This window comes from Streptomyces sp. NPDC048185 (assembly GCF_043202495.1).
GTDB lineage: Bacteria > Actinomycetota > Actinomycetes > Streptomycetales > Streptomycetaceae > Streptomyces.
On the sequence record NZ_JBIDAN010000007.1, the window covers coordinates 45,013 to 68,264 of the forward strand.

Here is a 23,252-nt window from a genome sequence, read left to right on the forward strand (position 1 = left end):
ATGACCAACGGCACCGTGACACCGGAGCTGGACTCCGCGCTGGAGAAGCACCGGGTCGAGCTGACCGGGTACTGCTACCGGATGCTCGGCTCCTCCTTCGAGGCCGAGGACGCGGTGCAGGACACCCTGGTGCGCGCCTGGCGGAGCTATGACAAGTTCGAGGGCCGCTCCAGTCTCCGCTCCTGGCTGTACCGCATCGCGACCAACGTCTGCCTGGACATGCTGAGCGCGGGCAACAAGCGGGCCCGTCCGATGGACCTGACGGACTCGACGCCGCTCGCCCAGGCCGCGCTGTCGCCCCGCCCGGACAACACCTGGCTGGAGCCGATGCCGGACGCCCGGGTGCTGCCGACGACGGCCGACCCGGCGGAGGCCGCGGTCGCCAAGGAGTCGGTGCGGCTCGCCTTCATGGCGGCGCTCCAGCAGCTGCCGCCCAAGCAGCGGGCGGTGCTGATCCTGCGCGAGGTGCTGGCGTGGAAGGCGAGCGAGGTCGCCGAGCTGCTCGGCACGACGGTCGCGTCCGTCAACAGCGCCCTCCAGCGGGCCCGGGCGACACTCGCCGAGCGGGCGGACCAGGGGGCAGGGGCGGCGGTGTCCGACCCGCTGGACGAGGAGCAGCAGAAGCTCCTGGAGCGCTATGTCGCCGCCTTCGAGGGCTATGACATGACGGCGCTGACCGCGCTGCTGCACGAGGACGCGGTGATGACCATGCCGCCGTTCGACCTGTGGCTGGCCGGTCCGGCGGACATCACCGGCTTCATGGCGACGCTCGGTGCCGCGTGCGCGAATTCCCGGCTGCTGCCGGTCCAGGCCAACGGGCTGCCGGCCTTCGCCCACTACAAGCCGGACCCGGAGGCGGGCGGCTTCGCGCCGTGGGCGGTCCAGGTGCTGGAGATCTCAGACGGCCGCATCACCGGGTTCCACTGCTTCCTGGACACCAAGCGGTGGTTCCCGCTGTTCGACCTGCCCCTCCGCCTCGAAGCGGAGACCGACGAGGTCCAGTAGGGCGCCCAGGGCGGGGTCGGGGTCGCGCAGCCGTATCCGGCCCCCGGCCCGCCGGGCGGCGAGCTGAAGCCGGGCCAGCAGGTCGACGACGGCGAGTCCGGGCGGTCCCAGCCCGCCGACGTCGCAGACGACCACGCCGGCCCGGGTGGCTTCCAGCAGTGCGCGCACCTCGTCGCAGAGCCGGGGTGTCTCCCCTCGGGAGACGGGCCCCGGCAGCACGAGTACGGCGGGTGTCACGGCGTCCACGTGCGGTAGACCGGGCGGTCCGGTGGAACTCATCGGTGCGGACACGGCGAAGATCACGTTGACCTCGGCGCGGCCCGCCCCGGAGGGTTGGCATGTGCCCCACATACCTCCGCCTGCCGCGCCGCCCGACGCCCCTCGCCTCCTCGTCCCCGGGGAGGCGTCGCCGTGCAAGGGGTGCTGACCGGCTTCGCGGTGATCGCGGTGGTGATCGGCGTCGGCTATGTGCTGGGGCTGCGCGGGCACCTCGGGGACCAGGGGCGCGAGGTGCTGACGAAGCTCGCCTTCCACGTGGCGTCCCCGGCGCTGCTGTTCACCACCCTCGCGGGGGCCGACCTGTCGGTGGTCTTCTCCAGCCGCCTGCTGGTGACCGCGCTGTCCACGGTCGCGGTGGCCGGGGTCTTCGCCGCGGTGGGTGCGGCGCGGGGCTGGGGCGTGGGCCGCACGACGATCGGCGCGCTGTGCTCCGGCTACGTCAACTCCGGCAACCTCGGCATCCCGATCGCCGTGTACGTGCTGGGGGACGCCTCGCTGGTGGCGCCGGTGCTGCTGTTCCAGCTGGTGCTGGTGACGCCGGTGGCGGTGACGATCCTGGACCTGTCCGGCGAGGGCGCGAAGGGCTCGCTGTGGCGGAGGCTGCTGACGCCGCTGCGCAATCCGATAGCGCTGGGCTCGCTCGCCGGGGTGGCGGTAGCCGCGAGCGGTCTCAGGGTGCCGGACGCGGTGATGGACCCGGTGACGCTGATCGGCAACATGTCGGTCCCCGCGGTGCTCATGGCCTTCGGCATCGGCCTGTGCGGCTCAACGATGCCCTTGCGGGGTGCGGAACGGCGGCCCGTGCTGCTCGCGGTGGCGTTGAAGGCGGTGGGACAGCCGGCGGTGGCCTGGGCGCTGGCGTCGGGAGTGTTCGGGCTGCGGGGCCCTCAACTGCTCGACGTGGTGGTGACGTCGGCGCTGCCGGCCGCGCAGAACCTGTACACGTACGCGTCGACGTACGGGGTGGGCGAGCGGCTGGCGCGGGACGCGATCCTGGTGTCGACGGTGGTGTCCGTACCGGTGCTGGTGGGGGTGGCCACGGTGCTGGGGTGAGTCAGGCCTCGGGGAACTCGCCGGTGTCGAGGGTCAGGTCGAAGGGGGCGGGGAGCGTGAGGGGGTCGCCGAACTTGGCAGTGCTCAGAACGCGGTACACGTCACCCTTCGGTTCACCGTAAAGAGTCGCTGTGGGGCCGCTGGGAGCCCAGCGATCCACCAGGAGATAGAGCGGGATGCCCGCAGTGGCGTAGGCAGCAGGCTTGGTAATGCGGTCGTGTCTGGCGTTGGACCGGGAAGTGACCTCGACGACGAGTTCTGCGACGGCGGCAGGGATGTGGCTGTCCTCTCCGCCCCACTCGTCATCGATCGGTGTCACCAAAAGATCCGGGATGAGCATCCCCAGCCGGGAAGGCACCGCAATGGCCAGAGTCTGGAAAATCCCCCAATCCTCGGGGATCGCGGAGTAGAGACGGCGCTGGATGCGATCCGCGATCACGTTGTGGCGATACGCCGGAGTGGGTGACACGGTGATGATCCCCTCGATGATCTCCACCTTGCTGCCCTCGGGCCACTCCATCTCCTCCCAGAACCTGACGAGTTCGTCCCAGCTCTGTTCGGGATCATGACTGACGGTGAGTGCGCTCATGGCGGTTCTCCTATCGGTGCGTCACCGATCCCAGCATGCCGAACGGGACCGGCAGTGGTCTACCGATCCCGTTCACCCGAATGGGGAAATGCCTGGTCAGGCGATACGTTCCCGCACCACCGGCGAGGCGGTGAAGTCCGTGCCCGCCGGGGCGACGTCGTACGAGCCCTCCACGGCCGCGAGCGCGTACGCGAAGCGGTCGGGGGTGTCCGTGTGGAGGGTCAGGAGGGGCTGGCCCTCGGTGACCGTGTCGCCGGGCTTGGCGTGGAGTTCGACGCCGGCGGCGGCCTGCACCGGGTCCTCCTTGCGGGCGCGGCCCGCGCCCAGGCGCCAGGCGGCGACGCCGATGTCGTAGGCGTCGAGGCGGGTCAGGACGCCCGAGGAGGACGCCTTCACCACGTGCTGCTCCTTCGACGTGGGCAGGGCCGCGTCCGGGTCGCCGCCCTGGGCCGCGATCATGCGGCGCCAGACGTCCATCGCGGAGCCGTCGGCGAGGGCCTTCGCCGGGTCGGCGTCCTTGAGGCCGACCGCGTCGAGCATCTCGCGGGCCAGGGCGAGGGTCAGCTCGACCACGTCGGACGGGCCGCCGCCGGCCAGGACCTCGACCGACTCGCGGACCTCCAGGGCGTTGCCCGCGGTGAGGCCGAGCGGGGTGGCCATGTCGGTGAGGAGCGCGACCGTCCTCACGCCGTGGTCGGTGCCGAGGCCGACCATCGTGGAGGCCAGCTCGCGGGCGTCCTCGATCGTCTTCATGAAGGCGCCGGAGCCCACCTTGACGTCCAGGACCAGGGAGCCGGTGCCCTCGGCGATCTTCTTCGACATGATGGAGGAGGCGATCAGCGGGATCGCCTCGACCGTGCCGGTCACGTCGCGCAGGGCGTACAGCTTCTTGTCGGCGGGCGCGAGGCCGTCGCCCGCCGCGCAGATCACCGCGCCGGTGGTGTCCAGGACGTCCAGCATCTCCTCGTTGGAGAGGAGGGCGCGCCAGCCGGGGATCGACTCCAGCTTGTCGAGGGTGCCGCCGGTGTGGCCGAGGCCGCGGCCGGAGAGCTGCGGGACGGCCGCGCCGCACGCCGCCACCAGGGGCGCCAGTGGGAGGGTGATCTTGTCGCCGACGCCGCCCGTGGAGTGCTTGTCGGCGGTCGGGCGGGACAGGGACGAGAAGTCCATGCGCTCGCCCGAGGCGATCATCGCGGCCGTCCAGCGGGCGATCTCGCCGCGGTTCATGCCGTTGAGCAGGATCGCCATCGCGAGGGCCGACATCTGCTCGTCGGCGACCTCGCCGCGGGTGTACGCGTCGATGACCCAGTCGATCTGCTCACCGCTGAGTTCGCCGCGGTCCCGCTTGGTGCGGATGACGGAGATGACGTCCATGGCCATGCTGGCTTTCCTTACTTCGTGAGGTGGTCGGGGCCGAAGGCCTGCGGGAGCATCTCCGCGAGCGGGAGCACCCCGGCGGGGGTCTCCAGCAGCATCTCCGGACCGCCGAACTCGAACAGCAGCTGACGGCAGCGCCCGCAGGGCACCAGGACCTCGCCGTGGCCGTCGACGCAGACGAAGTGCGTCAGCCGGCCGCCGCCGGTCAGCTGGAGCTGGGAGACCAGGCCGCACTCGGCGCACAGGCCGATGCCGTAGCTGGCGTTCTCCACGTTGCAGCCGGTGACGGTGCGGCCGTCGTCGACCAGGGCGGCGGCACCGACGGGGTACCCCGAGTAGGGGGCGTACGCCCGGGACATCGCGTCCCGGGCCGCCGTGCGCAGGGCCGCCCAGTCGGCTCCGGTCACTTGCCCTGCCCCTTCCGGTACTGCATGCCGTCGGCCTTGGGCATCCGCAGGCGCTGCGCGGACAGGGCGAGGACGACGAGGGTGACGACGTACGGCGTGGCGGAGACGACCTGGTTCGGCACCTCGTTGGTGCCCGCGTACCAGGCGAAGACCAGGGCGCCGACGACGAACGTGATCGCGGCCTTGACGTACTTCTCGCGGACCGCGAGCCAGATGGCGCCGGCGACCAGCAGGAGCGCGCCGAGCAGCAGCAGGGCGTGCACGTTGGCGGAGCCGCCGCGCAGGTTGAGGCTGTCGGTGTAGCCGAAGAGCCCGGCGCCGATGGCGAGGCCGCCCGGCATCCAGTTGCCGAAGATCATCGCGGCGAGGCCGATGTAACCGCGGCCGCTGGTCTGGCCCTCCAGGTAGAAGGGGTTGGCCACGATGGACAGGAAGACACCGCCGAGGCCGGCCAGGCCGCCGGAGATGATCACGGCGAGGTACTTGTACTTGTAGACGTTGACGCCGAGCGACTCGGCGGCGACCGGGTTCTCGCCGCAGGAGCGCAGGCGCAGGCCGAACGGGGTGCGCCACAGGATCCACCAGGTGGCGGGGATCAGGGCGACCGCGAGCAGGGTCAGCCAGGAGACGTCGGTGACCAGGCCGCCGAGCAGGCCGGCGATGTCCGAGATCAGGAACCAGCCCTTGTCGTTGAGGGTCTGGAGGCCGTCGGACAGGCCCGGCACCGTGAAGTGGCCGAGGGAGTCGACCGGCGGGGACTGCTTGGCCGAGCCGCCCTGGTGGCCCTCGAAGGCGAGCGGGGCCAGGTAACGGGTGGCGCCGAGCGCGAGGATGTTGATGGCCACACCGGAGACGATGTGGTTGACGTTGAAGGTGACGGTGACGATCGCGTGCAGCAGACCGCCGATCGCGCCGCCGACGATGCCGACGAGGACACCGGTCCACGGGCCCCACTGGAAACCGGCCCAGGCGCCGAACCAGGTGCCGAGGATCATCATGCCCTCGAGGCCGATGTTGACGACGCCCGCGCGCTCGGCCCACAGACCGCCGAGGCCGGCGAGCCCGATGGGCACGGCGAGCTGGAGCGCGGTGGACATCTGGCTGACGTTGGTGATGCCGTCGGCGCCCGTGATCAGCCGGACGATCGAGGTCAGCGCCAGGGCGCCGACGATGACCAGCAGCAGCACGGGCCACGACATGCGGCGGCCGGTCGGCGCCGCGGGCTGCAGCGTGGGCTGGTTGAGGTCGGTCGCGGTGGTCATCGGGCAGCCACCTCCTTCTTGGTGTTGTCGGTGGCGCCGAGGACGTGACCGGCGGCCAGCTCCGCGCCGACCCGGCGCTGCTGGCGGCGCAGGCCCCACTCGCGGACGGCTTCGTAGGAGACGACGACGGAGAGGACGATCAGGCCCTGCATGATGACCGCGATCTCCTTGTCGTAGCCGTGGAAGTCCAGCTCGGGCGAGGCCTTGTCGAGCCAGGCCCACAGCAGGGCGGCGAAGGCGATGCCGACCGGGCTGTTGCGGCCGAGCAGGGCGATGCCGATGCCGAGGAAGCCGATGCCGGTGGGGAAGTTGAGGCTGTAGGTGTGGGTGTCGCCGAGCAGGATCGGCAGGCCCGCGAGACCGGCGAGGCCGCCGGAGATGAGCATCGCGGTGAGCACCATGCGCTTGGGGTCGACACCGCTGGCCGCGGCGGCGGACTCGGAGGCGCCGGAGGCGCGCAGGTCGAAGCCGAAGCGGGTGCGGTTGAGGACGATCCAGTAGCCGATGCCGAGCAGGACGGCGAGAATCACCAGGCCGTAGATCTCGCCGGCCGCGCCCATGTCGATGCCGGGGATCCAGCCGGACTCGTGCATCTCGCCGGTGGTGTTGTTGTTGCCGATCTTGACGCCGAAGACGTCCGGCAGCCAGAGGTAGCCGATGACGGCGGTGGCGATGGCGTTGAGCATGATCGTCGCGACGACCTCGCTGACGCCGCGGGTGATCTTGAGAACGCCTGCGATGCCGGACCAGAAGGCGCCGGTGCACACGGCGGTCAGGAGCAGCAGCGGCACCTGGAGGAACGCGGGGAGGTTCGCGTGGGCGCCGACGATCGCGGCCATCATGGCGGCGAGCTGGTACTGGCCGTCGACGCCGATGTTGAACAGGTTCATCCGGAAGCCGATGGCGACCGCGAGGGCCGCGATGTAGTACATCGACGCCTGGTTGATGATCAGGACCTGGATGTCGGAGAACCCGGCCTGCTCGAACATCAGGGCGAACGGCTCGATCGGGTTCTTGCCCGAGGCGATCAGGACGATCGCACTGAGCACGAAGGCCACGGCGAGCGCGATGACCGGTCCGGCCACCGCGAGGAGCACGCGCTCCTTGTCGAACTTCTTCATCAGCGGGCCTCGTCTTCCGGAGCCTCGGGAGACTTGCGGATTGCGGGGGTCTCGTCGGTCTCGTCGTGTTCCAGGTGGCCGGAGGCGGCACCGGTCATCGCCGAGCCGAGCTCCTCGGGGGTGATGGTGGCCGGGTCGGCGTCCGCGACCAGCTTGCCGTCGTAGATCACCCGGAGGGTGTCGGACAGACCGATCAGCTCGTCCAGGTCGGCGGATATCAGCAGCACGGCCAGCCCCTCGCGGCGGGCCTCGCGGATGTGGTCCCAGATCGCGGCCTGTGCGCCGACGTCCACACCGCGGGTGGGGTGGGCGGCGATCAGGAAGCGCGGCTTGTGGCTCATCTCGCGGCCGACGATCAGCTTCTGCTGGTTGCCGCCGGACAGGGAGGCCGCGGTGACGTCGATGCCGGGGGTGCGGACGTCGTAGGCCTCGACGATGCGGCGGGTGTCCTCCTGCGCGGCCTTCGGGTCCAGCCAGACGCCCTTGGCGTTGGGCTTCTCGGTGACGTGGCCGAGGATGCGGTTCTCCCAGAGGGGGGCCTCCAGGAGCAGGCCGTGCCGGTGGCGGTCCTCGGGGATGTAGCCGACGCCCTGCTCGCGGCGCTTGCGGGTGGGCAGCGAGGTGATGTCCTCGCCGAGGAAGCGGACGGTGCCGGAGTCGGCGTGCTTGAGGCCGATCAGCGCGTCGACCAGCTCGGTCTGGCCGTTGCCCTCGACACCGGCGATGCCGAGGACCTCGCCGGCGTGGATGGTGAAGGACACGTCGTCGAGCAGGGCCTTGCCGCCCGGCGCCACCAGGCGCAGCGTGTCGACGGTGAGGACCGGGCGGTCGGTGACCGTCGACTCCGCCGTCTCCGGCGTCGGCAGTTCGCTGCCGACCATCAGCTCGGCGAGCTGGCGCGGGGTGGTCTCGGCGGGCACGGCCGTGCCGACGGTGGTGCCCCGGCGGATGACGGTGATGTCGTCCGCGACGGAGAGGACCTCGCCCAGCTTGTGGGAGATGAAGATGACGGACAGGCCCTCGGCCTTCAGCTCGCGCAGGTTGTCGAAGAGGGCGTCCACCTCCTGCGGCACCAGGACGGCGGTCGGCTCGTCGAGGATCAGCGTGCGGGCGCCGCGGTAGAGGACCTTGAGGATCTCCACGCGCTGGCGGGCGGCGACACCCAGCTCCTCGACCAGGACGTCGGGGCGCACGCCGAGGCCGTAGCGCTCGGAGATCTCCTTGATCTTGCGGCGGGCCCTGCCGCCGATGCCGTACAGCTTCTCGCTGCCGAGGACCACGTTCTCGAGGACCGTGAGGTTGTCGGCGAGCATGAAGTGCTGGTGGACCATGCCGATGCCGCGGACGATGGCGTCGGCGGGCGACGAGAAGGAGACCTGCTCGCCGTCGATCGCGATGGTGCCCTCGTCCGGCTTCTGCATGCCGTAGAGGATCTTCATCAGCGTCGACTTGCCGGCGCCGTTCTCGCCGACGAGGGCGTGGACGGTGCCCCTGCGGACGGTGAGGTGGATGTCGTGGTTGGCCACGACGCCGGGGAAACGCTTGGTGATCCCGGCGAGTTCGACGGCGGTCACCGATTCGTTGACCGCCGCTCCGGCCGGAGGGCTGCTGGACGCGTTGATGGCGCACTCTCCTGGGGACGGGGGTCGTCTACGCGCGTAGCGCCCCTACGGCATCTGAAGCGGCGGCGGCACATCGACACGACGGGGTACGAGGAGGACCTGGAGGTGCCCTCCCCGTACCCCGCCGAGCGGCGCAACCCCGCGGTTACACGCTGTTCGAGGTGGTGCTCAGCTCAGTTCAGCTGCTCTTGACCTTGATCTCGCCGCTGACGATCTTCTCCTTGGCCGTCTTGATGGCTGCCTGGAGCTCGGCATTGTCCGCGAACTTCGGGTTGGAGACCGACAGGCCGACCTCGCCGGACTTCAGATCGCCCTTGACGATACCGGTCGCCGGCTTGCCGTCCTTGACCGACTTCGCAAGGTTGTACACGGCCTTGGCGACGTCCTTGGTCGCCGACGTCAGGATGGAGTCCTTGTACTTGGCGAGGGCTTCCTGCTTGTACTGGTCGGAGTCGACGCCGATCGCCCAGATCTTGTGCGCGGCGGCGGCCTCGATCACGCCCTGGCCGGACAGGCCGGCGGCGGCGTAGACGACGTCGGCCTTCTTCTCGATCTGGCCCTCGGCGGCCGTCTTGCCCTTGTCGGGGCTGGAGAAGCCGCCCTCCTCCGCCGTCTGCGTCAGGTACTGCGACAGCACCTTGACCTTCGGGTTGGTGTCCGTGACGCCCTGCTCGAAGCCGGCCTCGAACTTGTGGATCAGCGGTACGTCCACACCGCCCACGAAGCCGACCGTGTTGGTCTTGGTGCTCTTGGCGGCGGCGACGCCCGCGAGGTAGGAGGCCTCCTCCTCGTTGAAGACCAGGTCGGCCACGTTCTTGGCCTGGATCTGGGAGTCGTCGACGATGCCGAAGGTGGTGTCCGGGTACTTCTCCGCCGCGTTCTTCATGGCGGTGGCGTACGCGTAGCCGACGCCGATGACCGGGTTGTAGCCCTGCTTCGCCAGCGACGCGAGGCGCTGCTCCTTGTCGGCGTCGGTCTCGCCCTCGGTGGGCTCGATGTCGGCCGTCTGGTAGCCGAACTCCTTCTTCGCCTGCTCCAGACCCGAGAAGGCGGCGTCGTTGAAGGACTGGTCGCCCTTGCCGCCGACGTCGTAGGCGAGGGCGAGGCCCTTGTCGTCCTTCGAGTCCGACGACCCGGAGGAGGTCGAGGTACCGCCGCAGGCGGCGAGGGCGAGGGCCAGGGAGGCGGTCGCCGCGCCTGCGACCGTGATCCGGGAAATCCGGCGCATTGTGGAGCTCCTGTCGTACAAGCGCCGTACGGTTCGGCTTCGGCGCTGGCTTCGCCGCAGATTAACGCGCGTAGACCTGCCTGAAAACCCCTTCTGTCCACCTTGTTATCCGCCCGTGAGCAAGGTGACGCGGAGGGGGGCCGAGGGCTTGCCGGCCGCAAACGCGGGGTGGCGGAGGGTGACGCGGCGGTGGCCCGGGCGGGCCTGCGGGAACGCCGGAGCGGGCGGGCACCGGGGGTGCCCGCCCGCTCCGTGAGGTGCCGTGCGGCCGGTTATTCGGTCTTGACCTTGATCGAACCGCCGACGATGCCTTCCTTGGCCTTGGCCACGGCGTCCTTGGCCCCCGCGACCTCGGCGAACTTCGGGTTGCTGTCGGACAGGCCCACGCCGTCGGACTTCAGGTCGAAGGTCTGGGTGCCGGTCAGCGGCTTGCCGTCCTTCACCGACTTGGCCAGGGCGAACACCGCGCCGTCGATGTCCTTCAGGGCGGAGGTGAGGATGTAGTCCTTGTACGCGGCGAGCGCTTCCTGCCGGTACTGGTCGGAGTCGACGCCGATCGCCCAGACCTTCGCCTTCGCGGCGGCCTCGATCACGCCCTGCCCGGACAGACCGGCCGCCTGGTAGACGACATCGGCCTTCTTCTCGATCTGGCCCTCGGCGGCGGCCCGGCCCTTGTCGGGGCTGGAGAAGCCGCCCTCCTCCGCCGTCTGCGTCAGGTACTGCGACAGCACCTTGACCTTCGGGTTGGTGTCCGTGACGCCCTGCTTGTAGCCCGCCTCGAACTTGTGGATCAGCGGAACGTCCACACCGCCCACGAAGCCGACCGTGTTGGTCTTGGTGGCCTTGGCCGCGGCGACGCCGGCCAGGTAGGAGGCCTCGTTCTCGGCGAAGACGAGGGACGCCACGTTCTTGCCCTCGACCACGGAGTCCACGATGCCGAAGGTGGTGTCCGGGTACTTCTCGGCGACGGCCTTCATCGCCGGGCCGTAGGCGAAACCGACGCCGATGACGGGGTTGTAGCCCTGCTTGGCGAGCGAGGCCAGGCGCTGCTCCTTGTCCGCGTCCGTCTCGCCCTCGGTGGGCTCGATGTCGGCGGTCTTGTAGCCGAACTCCTTCTGGGCCCTCTGCAGACCGGCGTACGCGGCGTCGTTGAAGGACTGGTCGCCCTTGCCGCCGATGTCGTACGCGATGGCGAGGCCCTTGTCGCCCTTCTTGCCGTCGTCGCCGCTGTCGCTGTCGCTGCTGGTGCCTCCGCAGGCCGTGGCGGCGAGTGCGAGCGACGCGACCCCCACCACGACGCGGGTGAGTCTCGATATCCGACGCATCTGAAGTTCCCCATTCTCCAAAGCCCCGCAGCGGGCGCTCGGTTCGGCGCACATTAACGCGCGTAGAAACTCCTGGGAACGGGGTTCCGCAGGGCCGTTATCCATTCGTGCCGCTGGCCCGGCACGGTCCGGTGGGCCACCGGACCGGACGCGGCGGAAGGGGACCGGAGCGGGCTACTGCACGGCGTCGATGAGGGCGGCCGCGGTGAACATCTCCACGCCGACGGTGATGGCGTGCTCGTCCACGTCGAAGTCGCCCTGGTGCAGGTCCCGCACCGTCCGCTCCCCGGGCGGACGGACGCCGAGCCGGGCCATCGCGCCGGGCACGTGCTCCAGGTACCAGGAGAAGTCCTCGCCGCCGAGGCTCTGCTCGGTGGGCTCGATGGAGTCCGTGCCGCGCCGGGCGGCCATGGCGGCCTGGAGCAGCTCGGTGCTCGTCACCTCGTTGACGACGGGCGGCACGCCCCGGACGTAGGTGATCTCCGACTTGGCCCGGTGCAGGTTGGCCACCTCGTCGATGGCGCCCACCACGAGGTCGGGTGCCTGCCGCCAGGCGGCGAGGTCGAGGCAGCGCACGGTGCCGGCGAGCTCGGCGTGCTGCGGGATGACGTTCGGGGCGTGGCCGCAGTCGATCCGGCCCCAGGTCATGGCGAGGCCGCTGCGGCTGTCCACCCGGCGGGCGACGATCGCGGGCACGTCGACGACGACGCGCGCGGCGGCGGTGACCAGGTCGGTGGTCAGGTGCGGCCGGGCGGTGTGCCCGCCGGGGCCGTTCAGCGAGATCTCCAGCCGGTCGCAGGCGGAGGTGATGGGGCCCACCCGCAGGCCGACCTTCCCGGCGTCCACCCGGGGGTCGCAGTGCACGGCCAGGATGCGGCGCACGCCGTCGAGCGCGCCGCCCTCGATGGCGTCGGCGGCGCCGCCGGGCAGCACCTCCTCGGCGGGCTGGAAGATCAGCCGCACCGGCCGGGGCAGCAGGCCCTGCTCGTGCAGGGCGGCGAGCACGAGGCCGGTCCCGAGGACGACGGTGGTGTGCACGTCGTGTCCGCAGGCGTGCGCGCGGTCCGGGACGATCGACCGGTACGGGCACTCGCTCTTGGTGTCCGGGATGGGCAGCGCGTCGATGTCGGCCCGCAGGGCCAGCATGCGGGGCCCGCCGGCCCACTGTCCCGAGTCGGTGCCGATGTCGCAGACGAGTCCCGTACCGACGGGGAGCACGCGCGGCTTGAGGCCGGCCCGCTCGAGCCGCTCCTTGATCGCGGCGGTGGTGCGGAACTCCTGATTGCCCAGCTCAGGGTGCATGTGCAGGTCGCGGCGGAAGGCCACGAGCTCAGCGCGCAGCGCCTCGGGCAGGGTGCCGGGAAGCAGCGCTTCCCCGGACGGATCGGCCTCGGACTCTCGGGACATCAATTGCTTCACCCTCTGAAGGGTAGGACGCCGAGGCGGTCAACTGTCCTGCGATCAACAAAAGTTCAGCCCGTCAGGGGAAGAAAAGTTGGCCGTACGGCGCATGGGTGCCGACGGAGCTGGGTAAACTCTCCCGCTTTTGGCCGCCGTACCCGTCTCCGCTTTCCTTGCTCCCTCCACGCATACCACGGTACGGGCGTGCCACGCCGGACGGTCCATGGGGTGACCCGGCCGGGCGCCCGCTAACCGGCCCCCGCCACCGCCGAGAGCCGGTGTGCGTCGCGGGCCGAGCCGGTGACGCCCGACAGGAAGCCGCTGGCCCGGGGTGAGGCGGAGCGGGTGAGCCAGGCGGGGTCGATGTCGCAGACGGCGACGCGGACGTCCGTGCCGGCCAGGGCGAGGGGGAGGGTGTGGACGACCGTGGACGGAAAACTGAGCACGGTACGGCCGATCGGGCCACGGCGGGCTATGAGTTCCAGGGGGAGGTCGGGTCGGACGATCTCCAGGCCCGTCTCCACGGCCAGGCGGTGGAGCTTCTCGGTGCTCTCGCGCCGGTGGGCGAAGTAGCGGGCCGCACCGTGCGCCTTCGCCAGGGAGCGGACGGCGTCCAGGTAGCGGTCGGCGTCCACGACGCCCGTCTCCACCAGGGAGGTGCCGACCATGTCGGCGCCCTTGGTGATGCGGGGCGGGCCGAAGCGGGAGCGGGTCCAGGCGAAGGCGTTGGCCGTGACGGTGACGCCGTCCGGGGTCTCCGCCACGGGCATGGCGGAGAAGACCTCCACGGCGCGGCCGCGTGCCGGGGTCAGGCGGCGCCGGGCCGACCGCGACACGGGGGCGAACAGCAGGTCGCGGGGGCCGGGGCGGCTGCCCTTGCGGTGCCAGCGGACCAGGCGTTCGCCGCGGGCCAGCTGGGTGACGAACTCCATGGTGGCCGTTCCGTCGTCGACGACGACCAGGTCCCGGGCCCGGGTGATGGTCAGGAGCAGTTGGACGTAGCGGGAGAAGGGGTCGCCCATGAGGACCCGGTCCGCGCGGCGCAGGGGGGTCGTCAGGCTCCCCACCGTGCGGAAGGGGGCGGTGGCGCCGCCCCGTGCCTCCTCCCAGCGGACTTCGTGGCCCTCGCGCCGGGCCAGTTCCGCCATGCGGCGCAGCTGGCCGCGGGTCATCGGGTCCACCGGGGACAGGACGACGAGGGTGAGCTCCGCGCCGGGCGCACGGGTGTGCGCCCACTCCAGCACGTTCAGCAGTTGCACCGGGCTCTCGACGAAGGCGAGAGTGCGGGGGCCGGCGTTCCCGGCGCGGGGGCTCATCGGCGTACGACCGTCCCGTCGTAGGGCGTGGTGGGGGGTGGGAGTGGGTCAGACCGTGACCGGCTCGCCGGCCGCGGCGGCGATCTCCGCCTCGGCGACGACTCCGGTGACGCGGCGCAGCTTCTTCATGGGGCCGAGCTCGGAGTCGTAGACCTTCTTGACGCCGTCGCCGAGGGAGGCCTCGATGGTGCGGATGTCGCGGACGAGGCGGGTCAGGCCCTGCGGCTCGACCGAGGCGGCCTGGTCGGAGCCCCACATGGCGCGGTCCAGGGTGATGTGGCGCTCGACGAAGGTGGCGCCGAGGGCGACCGCGGCGAGGGTGGTCTGCAGGCCCGTCTCGTGGCCGGAGTAGCCGATCGGGACGTTCGGGTACTCCTGCTGGAGGGTGTTGATGACGCGGAGGTTCAGCTCCTCGGCCTTCGCCGGGTAGGTGGACGTCGCGTGGCACAGCAGGATGTTGTCGCTGCCGAGGACCTCGACCGCGTGGCGGATCTGCTTGGGGGTGGACATGCCCGTGGACAGGATGACCGTGCGGCCCGTGGCGCGCAGGGCGCGCAGCAGCTCGTCGTCGGTGAGGGACGCGGAGGCGACCTTGTGGGCGGGGACGTCGAACTTCTCCAGGAAGGCGACGGCCTCGGTGTCCCACGGGGAGGCGAACCAGGCGATGTTCTTGCTCTTGCAGTAGTCGTCGATCTGGCGGTACTCGTCCTCGCCGAACTCGACGCGGTGCCGGTAGTCGATGTACGTCATCCGGCCCCAGGGGGTGTCGCGCTCGATGTCCCACTGGTCGCGCGGGGTGCAGATCTCGGGGGTGCGCTTCTGGAACTTGACGGCGTCGCAGCCGGCCTCGGCGGCGGCGTCGATCAGCTTAAAGGCGTTCTCGATGTCGCCGTTGTGGTTGATGCCGATCTCGCCGGTGACGTAGACGGGGCGGCCGGGGCCGGCCTCGCGCGTACCGAAGGTGCGGATGCGGGAGTCGGTGCTCATGCTGGGGGTTTCCTTACCTGGACTGGGTGAGCGGGGTGGGGGTCGCGGAAGGGTCGAGGGAGGGGCCGAGGAGCCAGCCGGCGATCTCGCGGATCGCGCCGTCGCCGCCGGGGACGGTGGTGACGGCGCGGGCGGCGCCGCGCACCACGTCGTGGGCGGAGGCGACCGCGACCGGCCAGCCGACGAGGGCGAAGCACGGCAGGTCGTTGACGTCGTTGCCGACGTAGAGCACGCGCTCGGGGGCGATGCCCTGCTCCTCGCACCACTGCTTGAGCGCGAGGTCCTTGCGGTCGATGCCGTGCAGCACGGGGAGCTTGAGCTTGCGGGCGCGGGCGGCGACGACCGGGTTGACCTCGGTGGAGAGGATCAGCATCGTCAGGCCGCTGCGGCGCAGGGCGGCGATGCCGAGTCCGTCGCCGCGGTGCACGGAGACGAACTCCCGTCCGTCGGAGTCGATCAGCACCCGGTCGTCGGTCTGGGTGCCGTCGAAGTCGAGGACGACCGCGTCGATGTCCGCGGCGGTCGGCAGGGCGCCGGGCCGGGCGGCGTCGAAGAGGGGCGCGAGCGCGCGGGCGCGGGCCAGGTCGTGCGGGTCGTCGATCTCCAGGACGCGGGCCGGGTCGGTGCGGACCAGTTCGGTGCGGCCGAAGAAGCGGTGGCCGTGCTCGCGGAAGCCGGCCGCGTCCATGGCGTAGGCGGCGCCGGTCTCCAGCAGGTCCTGGGGGCGGTCCTGGCGGCGGGGGCGGTAGGCCTTGTCGTGGTTGACGCCGTGGCCGCCGTCGCCCTCGCCGGTGCCGTCCCGCCAGACGAAGCCGTGGAAGGGGGCGACGGTCACCGCGGTGTCGGCGCCGTCCTCGGCGACCGCGCCGGCCACCGCGTCGACGTCCTCGCGGACGAGGAAGGGGCTGGTGCACTGCACGAGCAGCACCACGTCGACGGCGGCGCCGTGCAGGGCCTCGTGCGTGTCCATGGCGTGCAGGACCGCGGCCTCGGAGGTGGCCGTGTCCCCGGCGATGGCGGCGGGGCGCAGCACGACCTCGGCGCCGGCCTCGCGGGCCGCGGCGGCGATGGCGCGGTCGTCGGTGGAGACCACGACGTCCGTCACCAGGCGGGTCGCCCGGCACTCGCGGACGGCGCGGGTGACGAGGGGGACGCCGCCGACGGCGGCGAGGTTCTTCGCGGGCACGCCCTTGGAGCCGCCGCGCGCGGGGATGACGGCGAGCACGCGGCGCACCGTGGCGCCTCGGCCCGCTTCCGGGTCGTCCGGCTGGGTCATGGGAGCGGCTCCTCGGTCTCCTCGGGCGGTGGTGCGGGGCAGGGTTCGGGCGGGGGGCGGGCCGGTCACAGCTCCCCCATCCGGCGGATCACCGGGGCGACGCGCTGGACGCCGTGCCGGTAGGCGCCGCGTGCGGCGCGGCGCACGATCTGGCGGACCGGGCCGGGCTCCTTGTCGGCGGCGGGCGCGCCGGGCAGCGGGCTGCCGTCCGGGGCGAGGTGGTGGCGGGCGAGGACGCCGGGCAGGTAGCCGGGGGCGGTGACGGGTGTGTAGTAGGGGCTGAGCGGGGGCAGGCCGCCGGGCCGGTCCAGCAGCGCGGTGATGCGGGCGCGGGCGGTGTCGAAGGCGGTGGCGTAGCCGCCGTCGGCCGCGACGCCCTGCCGGGCGACCCACGCCGGGTCGGGCACGGGCAGGTGGCCGTCGTCGAGCTGGTCCCAGGAGGCGAGGCAGCCGGAACCGGTGAAGTGGTGGTTGCCGAGGGCCTCGCGCACCCCGAGGTCGGTCAGCACGGCCGTCGGGATGCGGCGGTGCAGGGACTCCAGGGCGGCCGTGGAGCTGACGGTGACCAGCAGGTCGGTGCGGTCGAGGACGTCGCCCATGTGCCCGTAGACCAGGCGGAAGTTGGGCGGCGGGTCGGTCTTCTGCACCAGCTTCTGGTAGGGCAGCTCCTCGATGTGGGTGGTGTGTTCGCCGGGCCTGGAGCGCAGCTTGAGCAGCACCTCCCGCTCGGGGTGCCGGCGGGCGTGCCGCACGAGCCGGTCGAGCAGGTACGTGCGGTCCCTGCGGTTGTCCGGGACGGAGGGCTGGGCGGCGAAGACCACCGTGTAGGGGTGGCCGTGCCCGCCGGTGTGCTCCGCCCCGCCCAGGAAGGGCAGCGCGACCTCGGTGACCGCCGAGGCGTCGGCGCCGACGCCCTCGTACACGGCGCGGAAACGGTCGGCGTCCTGGCGGGAGTTGGCGAGGACGAGGTCGGCTCCGTGGCGCAGCAGCAGGCCGTCGGTGAGCTTCTCGTAGACGACGCCGACGTAGCCGGTGACGACGACGGGCCGGCCGGTGCGGCCTTCCCACACGTGCCGCAGGCCGTGCAGCACGGCCTGCACGCCGCCGCCGACCAGGGCGAGGACGAGCACGTCGTACGGCTCCCCGGCCATGGCGCGCAGGAACTCGGCGGCGGTCACCTCGCGGAGCGAGTCCGCGTCGGCGCCGACCTCCGCCAACTGGCGGGCGGTGGGGGTGGCTCGGCCCCGCAGGAGGTAGCCGTCCAGGCGGAGGTCCGCACCGCCGGGGGCGATGCGGGACGCGGTGAGCGCGCCCCATTTCCACCGGGTGTCGGAATCCGCGAGAACGGCGACTCGCAGGGCCTTCGTTGCACTTGCTGGCACGTCCAAGACGCTAGGAAGCCATTTCTAGTAACTGCCCAACCGGAATGCAACAAACGGTGAACAGCACATCGCCGAACGGCGAATCGGGCCGCCGGGCGCCGGTGATACCGTCCACTTCACGGCTTCGCCACGCCCCGTTCACCTCTCATCAAGGCAGGGGTAAAGCCGCAGGCCGGGCCGCCGCCTAACGTCACGGACGTGCCCAAGCTCTCCGTCATCGTGCCGTTCTACAACGTGCGGCAATACGCACCCGACACCCTGCGGAGTCTGCGCGCGAACGCGCGGGACGACTTCGAATTCATTCTCGTCGACGACTGTTCGTCCGACGGCACCGCCGACCTCCTCGCGCGCGCGGAAGGCGAGCTGCCGGGGGCGGTGCTGGTCCGCCACGAGCGCAACGGCGGCCTGGCGACCGCCCGCAACACCGGCATCGACCGGGCGCGCGGCGAGTACCTGACCTTCCTGGACGGCGACGACTGGCTGGCCCCGGGCCACTACGGCCGTCTGGTCGCCGCGATCGAGGACCTGGGCTGCGACTTCGTGCGCACCGACCACGTGCAGTGCACGGCGAGGTCCCGCACCGTGTTCCGGGTGCCGCACGGGCGCAGGAACGTCTCCCTGCGTCCGCGCGACGCGATCCTGCCCGCCCACCGCTCCACCTCGGTCGACTACGCGTACGCCTGGGCGGGGATCTACCACCGCCGGCTGGCCGACCGGGGCCTGCTGCACTTCACCGACGGGCTGCGCACGGCCGAGGACCGGCCGTGGATCTGGAAGCTGCACCGGGAGGCGGAGTCCTTCGCGGTGACCGGGCTGCTCGGCGTCTTCTACCGGCGCGGGGTGGCGTCGTCGCTCACCCAGATCGGGGACGTCCGCCGGCTGGACTTCGTCCGGGCCTTCGACCAGGTCGTCGCGGAGACGGCCACGGACGCCGACGCCGGGCGGCTGCTGCCGAAGGCGGTGCGCACGTACTGCGCGATCATCTCCCACCATCTGGGTTCCATCGAGAGGTTCGAGCCTGCCGTGGCACGCAAACTGAAGACGATGAGCGCCGCCGCGCTGCGGCGGATGCCGCAGGACGCGCTCGACGAGGTGCTCGCGTCGATGGACGCCGAGCGTGCGACGCGGCTGCGCCGGCTGCGCCGCCGTCCGGCGCCGGCCGCGGAGGTGGCGGCGTGAGCACGCAGATCTTCCTGGCGTCGACGCTGTACGGCACGGCCACGCTCGCCGCCGCCCTGGACGCCGGCTGCTTCGAGGCCGCCGACCGGCGGATCCTGCTGGTGTCCAACAACGCGGCGACGCCCGAGACGACGCCGTCCCTGGACGCGATGCCGGGGTTCGAGCGGCTGCGGGACCGGTTCGACGACGTGGTGTCGTGGAACGAGACGATCTTCCCGTTCCACCCGGGCGGCTGGGTGCCGCGCGTGGACGACGCCCCGATGTGGGAGCGGTATCTGCGGCTGGCCTGGGGGCTCGGGGACGACGACGTGGCGCTGGTCGTGGAGTCGATCCAGGTGCAGCCGGCGCTGGGGGTGGCGCAGCTCTTCCCGGACGCGCCGCTGACCGTGTACGCGGACGGCCTGATGAGCTACGGGCCGACCCGCAACAAGCTCGATCCGCTGGTCGGCACCCGCGTGGAGCGGCTGCTCCACCTCGACCTGGTGCCGGGGCTCACCCCGCTGCTGCTGACCGAGTTCGGGGTGGGCCCGGAGCTCGTGCCGACCCCGGCGTTCACCAAGGTGCTGGCCGAGCTGGCGGACACCGGCGCCGGTCTGCCGGACGTCGAGGAGCCCGCGCTGCTGCTCGGTCAGTACCTGTCGGCGCTGGGCATCCTCACCGCCGAGGAGGAGGAGGCCCTGCACGTGCGGATGCTCACCGGCGCGGTCGGCCTCGGGCACACCCGGGTGGTGTTCAAGCCGCACCCCACGGCCCCGGCCCGCTTCACGCGCACGCTGGAGGAGGAGGCGGAGCGGCTCGGCGTCGTCCTCACGGTGGTGGACACGCCGGTGCTGGCGGAGGTGCTGTACCAGCGGATGCGCCCGGCGCTGGTGGTCGGCTGCTTCTCCACGGCGCTGCTCACCGCGTCCGCGCTGTACGGCCTGCCGGTCGCGCGGGTCGGCACCGAGACGCTGCTGGACCGGCTGACGCCGTACGAGAACAGCAACCGGGTGCCCGTCACGATCGTCGACGCGCTGCTGCCCGGGCCGGACGACGCGGCGGCCGTCGCGGAGCGGCGCCGGGGCCTGGACACGGACGCCCTCGGCGCCCTGGTGCGGGCGGTGGGTTTCGCGATGCAGCCGAAGATCCTGACCGAGCTGCGGCCGGACGCGGAGGAATTCCTGCGCGGGAACACGGACGCACGCACCCGGCGGTATTTCAAGAAGCGGCGGCTCACGTCGCTGGGGCTGCCCGGCGGGATTCCGGAGCGGCTGGCCTTTCTGCCGCACAATTCCACCGCGCGGAAGGTGGTGCGGCGGGCGCGGGCCATTCGGCGCTCGATCAAACGCTGAGGGGATGCCGGGTGACGGAAAGGTGAACCGGACGGGGGAATGGGCCGCCGTCGCCGCCGCGTCATCCGGCGTTCCGCGGAAATTCCCCCAGTGGTCCGCCCGGCGGCGCCGTTCCCGGCCGGGGGCATGCCTAGCCTTGCCCCACCCACCACACACGCGTTCCTCGCACTGCCGTTCGCAACTCGGCCTGTCCGCGGGCGTCCTGACCGACGACGAGTGAGGGAACGGCCGAAGGAGACGAGCAGTGACCGAGACGGTCGTGAGCACGACGGCGGCGGGGCCGGGCGCGGCCTCCGCCCCGGCACCCGGCGCACCGATACCCGCGGCACCGCGGGCGAAGGCGGCGCCGGCCCGGCTGCGTGCCCTGGACGGGCTGCGGCTGGTGGCCGCCCTGATGGTGGCGGCGTACCACTACGGCGGCCGCGGCGGTTCCGTCACCGACGCCTGGGGCAGCTCGGCCCAGCTCCAGTTCCCCACGCTGCACACCTTCTTCTCCTACGGCTGCCTCGGCGTCCAGGTCTTCTTCGTGATCAGCGGCTTCGTGATCTGCATGAGCGGCTGGGGCCGGTCCCTGACGTCGTTCGTCGCCTCCCGCGCCTCCCGGCTGCTGCCGGCGTACTGGGCGGCGGTGATCCTCGTGACGGCGGTGTTCGCGCTGCCGGTGGTGGTCTACGACGCCGTCTCGCCGAGCGACGCCCTGGTGAACCTGACGATGCTCCAGCAGCCCCTCGGCGCGGACCGGGTGCTGGGCGTGTGCTGGACGCTGTGGGTGGAGGTGCGCTTCTACGCGCTGTTCGCGCTGTGCGTCGTCCTGCCCGGCGCGAACCGCCGACGGGTCCTGATGTTCTGCGCCGGCTGGCTGCTGGCCGCGGCGCTCGCGCAGGCCGCGCACGAGCCGCTGCTCGAGCTGGTGCTGATGCCGGAGTACGCGCCGTTCTTCGTGGGCGGCGTCGGCCTCTACCTCGTCCACCGCGACCGGCGGGACGCGCACGCGTGGGGCCTGGTGGCCGCCGGCTTCCTGATCGGGCAGCACTTCGCGGTGCGCGACCTGTGGAACGCCACCGATCCGAACGCCTTCGCGCACCGGACGACCTTCGGCATCGTCCTGGTCGTCGCCTTCGGCTTCGTGGCGGTCGCGGCGGTCGCGCTGGGCTGGCTGAACCGGGCGAACTGGCGCTGGCTGACGGTGGCCGGCGCGCTGACGTACCCGTTCTACCTGGTCCACGAGCACCTGGGCTGGGTGGCGATCCGCTTCCTGCACCGCGGGCTGCACGTGCCGTCGGCTGCGACCTTCGCGCTGACGGTGGCCGGGATGCTGGTGCTGGCGTGGCTGCTGTACCGGTTCGTCGAGAAGCCGCTGACGCCGCGGCTTCGGACGGTGCTGAACCGGTCACATTGAGCGATTCGTGCGATATTCCGCCCACCGGGCCGCGCGCGCCCGCTGCCTTTCCGGATCCGAGGAGGCATCCTCCCTTCATGGCGACCGCGCAAGCTACGCACACGTATCCCGCTGAGCTGAACGACGTCCCCGGCTGGTTCTGGCCGCTCGACCAGGTGCTGTTCTCCTGGTTCCTGGAACGGCAGGAGACCGCGGGCACCCGCGGCGACCTGCTCGAACTCGGCGCCTACCTCGGCAAGAGCGCGATCCTGCTGGGCCACCACCTGCAGGACGGCGAGAAGCTCACCGTCTGCGACCTCTTCGAGGCGGACGCCCCCGACGAGGCGAACCGCGCCGAGTCCGCGAAGTCGTACTCCACGCTCACCCGGCAGGCCTTCGAGCGGAACTACCTGTCCTTCCACGACAGCCTGCCGGTGATCGTGCAGGCGCCCAGCTCCGCGATCACCGGGGAGGTCGCGCCCGGCACCTGCCGCTTCGCGCACATCGACGCCTCGCACCTGTACGAGCACGTCGCAGGGGACATCGGCGCGGTCCGCGACCTGCTGCTGCCCGAGGGCATCGTCGTCCTCGACGACTACCGCACCGAGCACACGCCGGGCGTGGCCGTCGCCGCCTGGGAGGCCGTGCTCAACCGAGGGCTGCGCCCGGTCTGCCTGAGCACCCAGAAGCTGTACGCCACCTGGGGCGACCCCGAGCCCGTCCAGGAGCGGTTGCTCGCCGCGCTGCGCGGACGAGACGACTGCTCGGTGACCGTGGAGCAGGCCGCCGGGCACCGGCTGGTCCGGTTCCGCGCCAAGGGCAAGACGATGCTGCTGCCGTCGCTGCCGGTCTCCCGGCACCGCGCGTCCGCGCCGGATCCTGCGGGCCCGCAACCGGGTGCCGCGGCCCTGCCGGGCCAGACGAAGGCGGCGCCGCAGGCGGGCCGCACGGCACGGCCGGCGTCCGCGCCGTCCCCCCGCGACCGGGCCCGCCGCCTCGCCCTGGACCTGCTGCCGCCGGTCGTCACCCGGGCCGTGCGGCGCCGGCTGGCGGCCCGGCGCAGGGCGGCGGCCGGGTCTCAGCCGAGGCCGTAACGCACCGCGATTCCGTCGATCACCAGCGCCAGCCCTTCCTCGAAGTGCCGGTCGTAGTCCGCGAAGATCTCCGCGCCCGCCGCGGCCGACAGGGGGAAGTCGGCCATCCGGCGGGCGCGTTCGTTCACGTCGTAGCCCTCGCGCCGCTGGTCGGGCAGGGGCGCGACGCCCTGTTCCTCGGTGACGAAGCCGAGCGTGTAGACGTACGTCGTCGAGGTCGCCCGCACCGCCTGGGGGAGGGTGAAGCCGGCCGCGGTGAACAGGCGCAGGCCGTCCTCCATCTGCTCGGCGTGCTCCAGGCCGGTGAAGCGTGAGCCGCTGAAGACCTTGGCGCCGTCGCGGTAGCGGAGCAGCGCCGCGCGCAGGCCGCGGTTGGACTTGAGCAGCCGTTCGCGCCAGGTGTCCTCCGGGTCGAGCGAACCCTCGGCGATCATCCGGCGGTACATCTCGGTGGCCATCTCGTCGAGCAGGGCCTGTTTGTCCTTGAAGTGCCAGTACAGGGCGGGCGCCTTGACGTCCAGTTCCCGGGCGATGGTGCGCAGGGTCAGGCCGTCGAGGCCCACCTCGTTCAGCAGCGTCAGCGCCGTGTCCGCGACCCGTCGGCGGTCGAGGGGGGCGCGTCGTTCCGTTCCCACGGGCA

General features: G+C 71.8%; 21 protein-coding genes. 6 read left to right on the plus strand and 15 right to left on the minus strand.

The genetic code is table 11. The features are described from left to right. Positions 1-1,005: a sigma-70 family RNA polymerase sigma factor gene (locus tag ACGF3H_RS21260; protein WP_362490432.1), complete on the plus strand. Its 1,005-nt coding sequence runs from the start codon at positions 1-3 to the stop codon at positions 1,003-1,005. Here ACGF3H_RS21260 and ACGF3H_RS21265 read toward each other — a convergent pair. After that, positions 898-1,284 carry an STAS domain-containing protein gene (locus ACGF3H_RS21265; RefSeq protein WP_362490515.1) on the minus strand — a complete coding sequence of 129 codons (387 nt, stop codon included), beginning with the start codon at positions 1,282-1,284 and terminating at the stop codon, positions 898-900. The genes ACGF3H_RS21260 and ACGF3H_RS21265 overlap by 108 nt on opposite strands. Positions 1,285-1,416: 132 nt before the next feature. Here ACGF3H_RS21265 and ACGF3H_RS21270 point away from each other — a divergent pair, with 132 nt between their 5' ends. Further along, positions 1,417-2,337, plus strand: coding sequence for an AEC family transporter (locus tag ACGF3H_RS21270; protein WP_362490434.1), 921 nt, complete (start codon positions 1,417-1,419; stop codon positions 2,335-2,337). A 1-nt stretch (position 2,338) separates the two neighbouring features. Here the strand turns inward: ACGF3H_RS21270 and ACGF3H_RS21275 are convergent, their stop codons facing one another. The 13 genes from ACGF3H_RS21275 to ACGF3H_RS21335 all read right to left on the minus strand — a co-directional run bounded on the left by ACGF3H_RS21275 (position 2,339) and on the right by ACGF3H_RS21335 (position 17,630). After that, complete coding sequence (locus ACGF3H_RS21275) at positions 2,339-2,926, minus strand: Uma2 family endonuclease (protein WP_362490437.1); 588 nt, start codon at positions 2,924-2,926, stop codon at positions 2,339-2,341. A 96-nt stretch (positions 2,927-3,022) separates the two neighbouring features. Continuing rightward, the gene (locus tag ACGF3H_RS21280) at positions 3,023-4,300 is read right to left on the minus strand and encodes a thymidine phosphorylase (RefSeq protein ID WP_362490517.1); all 1,278 of its coding nucleotides are present in this window, start codon (positions 4,298-4,300) and stop codon (positions 3,023-3,025) included. Between the two features lie 17 nt (positions 4,301-4,317). Continuing rightward, a complete protein-coding gene (locus ACGF3H_RS21285) occupies positions 4,318-4,710 on the minus strand; it encodes a cytidine deaminase (RefSeq protein WP_362490440.1) in 393 nt (130 codons plus the stop codon). After that, a complete protein-coding gene (locus tag ACGF3H_RS21290; protein ID WP_362490442.1) occupies positions 4,707-5,972 on the minus strand; it encodes an ABC transporter permease in 1,266 nt (421 codons plus the stop codon). Before ACGF3H_RS21290 ends, ACGF3H_RS21285 begins: the two co-directional genes overlap by 4 nt. Further along, positions 5,969-7,093: an ABC transporter permease gene (locus tag ACGF3H_RS21295; RefSeq protein ID WP_362490444.1), complete on the minus strand. Its 1,125-nt coding sequence runs from the start codon at positions 7,091-7,093 to the stop codon at positions 5,969-5,971. Before ACGF3H_RS21295 ends, ACGF3H_RS21290 begins: the two co-directional genes overlap by 4 nt. Beyond that, positions 7,093-8,667: an ABC transporter ATP-binding protein gene (locus ACGF3H_RS21300; RefSeq protein WP_362490446.1), complete on the minus strand. Its 1,575-nt coding sequence runs from the start codon at positions 8,665-8,667 to the stop codon at positions 7,093-7,095. Before ACGF3H_RS21300 ends, ACGF3H_RS21295 begins: the two co-directional genes overlap by 1 nt. 226 nt (positions 8,668-8,893) lie before the next feature. Continuing rightward, on the minus strand, positions 8,894-9,943 hold the full coding sequence (locus ACGF3H_RS21305) for a BMP family ABC transporter substrate-binding protein (RefSeq protein WP_362490448.1): 1,050 nt from the start codon (positions 9,941-9,943) through the stop codon (positions 8,894-8,896). Positions 9,944-10,215: 272 nt separating this feature from the next. Continuing rightward, positions 10,216-11,268 carry a BMP family ABC transporter substrate-binding protein gene (locus tag ACGF3H_RS21310; RefSeq protein ID WP_362490451.1) on the minus strand — a complete coding sequence of 351 codons (1,053 nt, stop codon included), beginning with the start codon at positions 11,266-11,268 and terminating at the stop codon, positions 10,216-10,218. A gap of 174 nt (positions 11,269-11,442) precedes the next feature. Next, complete coding sequence (locus tag ACGF3H_RS21315) at positions 11,443-12,675, minus strand: M20 family metallopeptidase (protein ID WP_362490453.1); 1,233 nt, start codon at positions 12,673-12,675, stop codon at positions 11,443-11,445. Between the two features lie 242 nt (positions 12,676-12,917). Further along, a complete protein-coding gene (locus ACGF3H_RS21320; RefSeq protein WP_362490456.1) occupies positions 12,918-13,985 on the minus strand; it encodes a hypothetical protein in 1,068 nt (355 codons plus the stop codon). Positions 13,986-14,033: 48 nt separating this feature from the next. Then, positions 14,034-14,972, minus strand: coding sequence for an N-acetylneuraminate synthase family protein (locus ACGF3H_RS21325; protein ID WP_362490458.1), 939 nt, complete (start codon positions 14,970-14,972; stop codon positions 14,034-14,036). 13 nt (positions 14,973-14,985) lie between these two features. Continuing rightward, positions 14,986-16,248, minus strand: a complete 1,263-nt coding sequence (locus ACGF3H_RS21330; RefSeq protein WP_362490461.1) for an N-acylneuraminate cytidylyltransferase — start codon at positions 16,246-16,248, stop codon at positions 14,986-14,988. Between the two features lie 65 nt (positions 16,249-16,313). Further along, entirely contained in the window at positions 16,314-17,630 is a 1,317-nt protein-coding gene (locus tag ACGF3H_RS21335) for a DUF6716 putative glycosyltransferase (RefSeq protein WP_362490463.1), read from the minus strand. Between the two features lie 198 nt (positions 17,631-17,828). On the opposite strand from ACGF3H_RS21335, the gene ACGF3H_RS21340 reads away from it, so the two are divergent. The 4 genes from ACGF3H_RS21340 (at position 17,829) to ACGF3H_RS21355 (ending at position 22,612) form a co-directional block, all read left to right on the plus strand. Then, positions 17,829-18,809 carry a glycosyltransferase family 2 protein gene (locus tag ACGF3H_RS21340; RefSeq protein ID WP_362490465.1) on the plus strand — a complete coding sequence of 327 codons (981 nt, stop codon included), beginning with the start codon at positions 17,829-17,831 and terminating at the stop codon, positions 18,807-18,809. Beyond that, positions 18,806-20,140: a polysialyltransferase family glycosyltransferase gene (locus ACGF3H_RS21345; RefSeq protein WP_362490468.1), complete on the plus strand. Its 1,335-nt coding sequence runs from the start codon at positions 18,806-18,808 to the stop codon at positions 20,138-20,140. Before ACGF3H_RS21340 ends, ACGF3H_RS21345 begins: the two co-directional genes overlap by 4 nt. A gap of 244 nt (positions 20,141-20,384) precedes the next feature. Further along, on the plus strand, positions 20,385-21,539 hold the full coding sequence (locus ACGF3H_RS21350) for an acyltransferase family protein (protein WP_393816523.1): 1,155 nt from the start codon (positions 20,385-20,387) through the stop codon (positions 21,537-21,539). Between the two features lie 77 nt (positions 21,540-21,616). Continuing rightward, positions 21,617-22,612, plus strand: coding sequence for a class I SAM-dependent methyltransferase (locus ACGF3H_RS21355; RefSeq protein WP_362490471.1), 996 nt, complete (start codon positions 21,617-21,619; stop codon positions 22,610-22,612). Here ACGF3H_RS21355 and ACGF3H_RS21360 read toward each other — a convergent pair. After that, the gene (locus ACGF3H_RS21360; protein ID WP_362490474.1) at positions 22,597-23,247 is read right to left on the minus strand and encodes a TetR/AcrR family transcriptional regulator; all 651 of its coding nucleotides are present in this window, start codon (positions 23,245-23,247) and stop codon (positions 22,597-22,599) included. The genes ACGF3H_RS21355 and ACGF3H_RS21360 overlap by 16 nt on opposite strands. Positions 23,248-23,252 lie beyond the last annotated feature (5 nt).

Coding starts and splice junctions, on each gene's coding strand:
- ACGF3H_RS21310 (WP_362490451.1), bottom strand. CDS start 11,268: ATGCGTCGGATATCGAGACTCACCCGCGTCGTGGTGGGGGTCGCGTCG.
- ACGF3H_RS21355 (WP_362490471.1), top strand. CDS start 21,617: ATGGCGACCGCGCAAGCTACGCACACGTATCCCGCTGAGCTGAACGAC.
- ACGF3H_RS21295 (WP_362490444.1), bottom strand. CDS start 7,093: ATGAAGAAGTTCGACAAGGAGCGCGTGCTCCTCGCGGTGGCCGGACCG.
- ACGF3H_RS21280 (WP_362490517.1), bottom strand. CDS start 4,300: ATGGACGTCATCTCCGTCATCCGCACCAAGCGGGACCGCGGCGAACTC.
- ACGF3H_RS21265 (WP_362490515.1), bottom strand. CDS start 1,284: ATGAGTTCCACCGGACCGCCCGGTCTACCGCACGTGGACGCCGTGACA.
- ACGF3H_RS21320 (WP_362490456.1), bottom strand. CDS start 13,985: ATGAGCCCCCGCGCCGGGAACGCCGGCCCCCGCACTCTCGCCTTCGTC.
- ACGF3H_RS21315 (WP_362490453.1), bottom strand. CDS start 12,675: ATGTCCCGAGAGTCCGAGGCCGATCCGTCCGGGGAAGCGCTGCTTCCC.
- ACGF3H_RS21275 (WP_362490437.1), bottom strand. CDS start 2,926: ATGAGCGCACTCACCGTCAGTCATGATCCCGAACAGAGCTGGGACGAA.
- ACGF3H_RS21330 (WP_362490461.1), bottom strand. CDS start 16,248: ATGACCCAGCCGGACGACCCGGAAGCGGGCCGAGGCGCCACGGTGCGC.
- ACGF3H_RS21260 (WP_362490432.1), top strand. CDS start 1: ATGACCAACGGCACCGTGACACCGGAGCTGGACTCCGCGCTGGAGAAG.
- ACGF3H_RS21305 (WP_362490448.1), bottom strand. CDS start 9,943: ATGCGCCGGATTTCCCGGATCACGGTCGCAGGCGCGGCGACCGCCTCC.
- ACGF3H_RS21290 (WP_362490442.1), bottom strand. CDS start 5,972: ATGACCACCGCGACCGACCTCAACCAGCCCACGCTGCAGCCCGCGGCG.
- ACGF3H_RS21325 (WP_362490458.1), bottom strand. CDS start 14,972: ATGAGCACCGACTCCCGCATCCGCACCTTCGGTACGCGCGAGGCCGGC.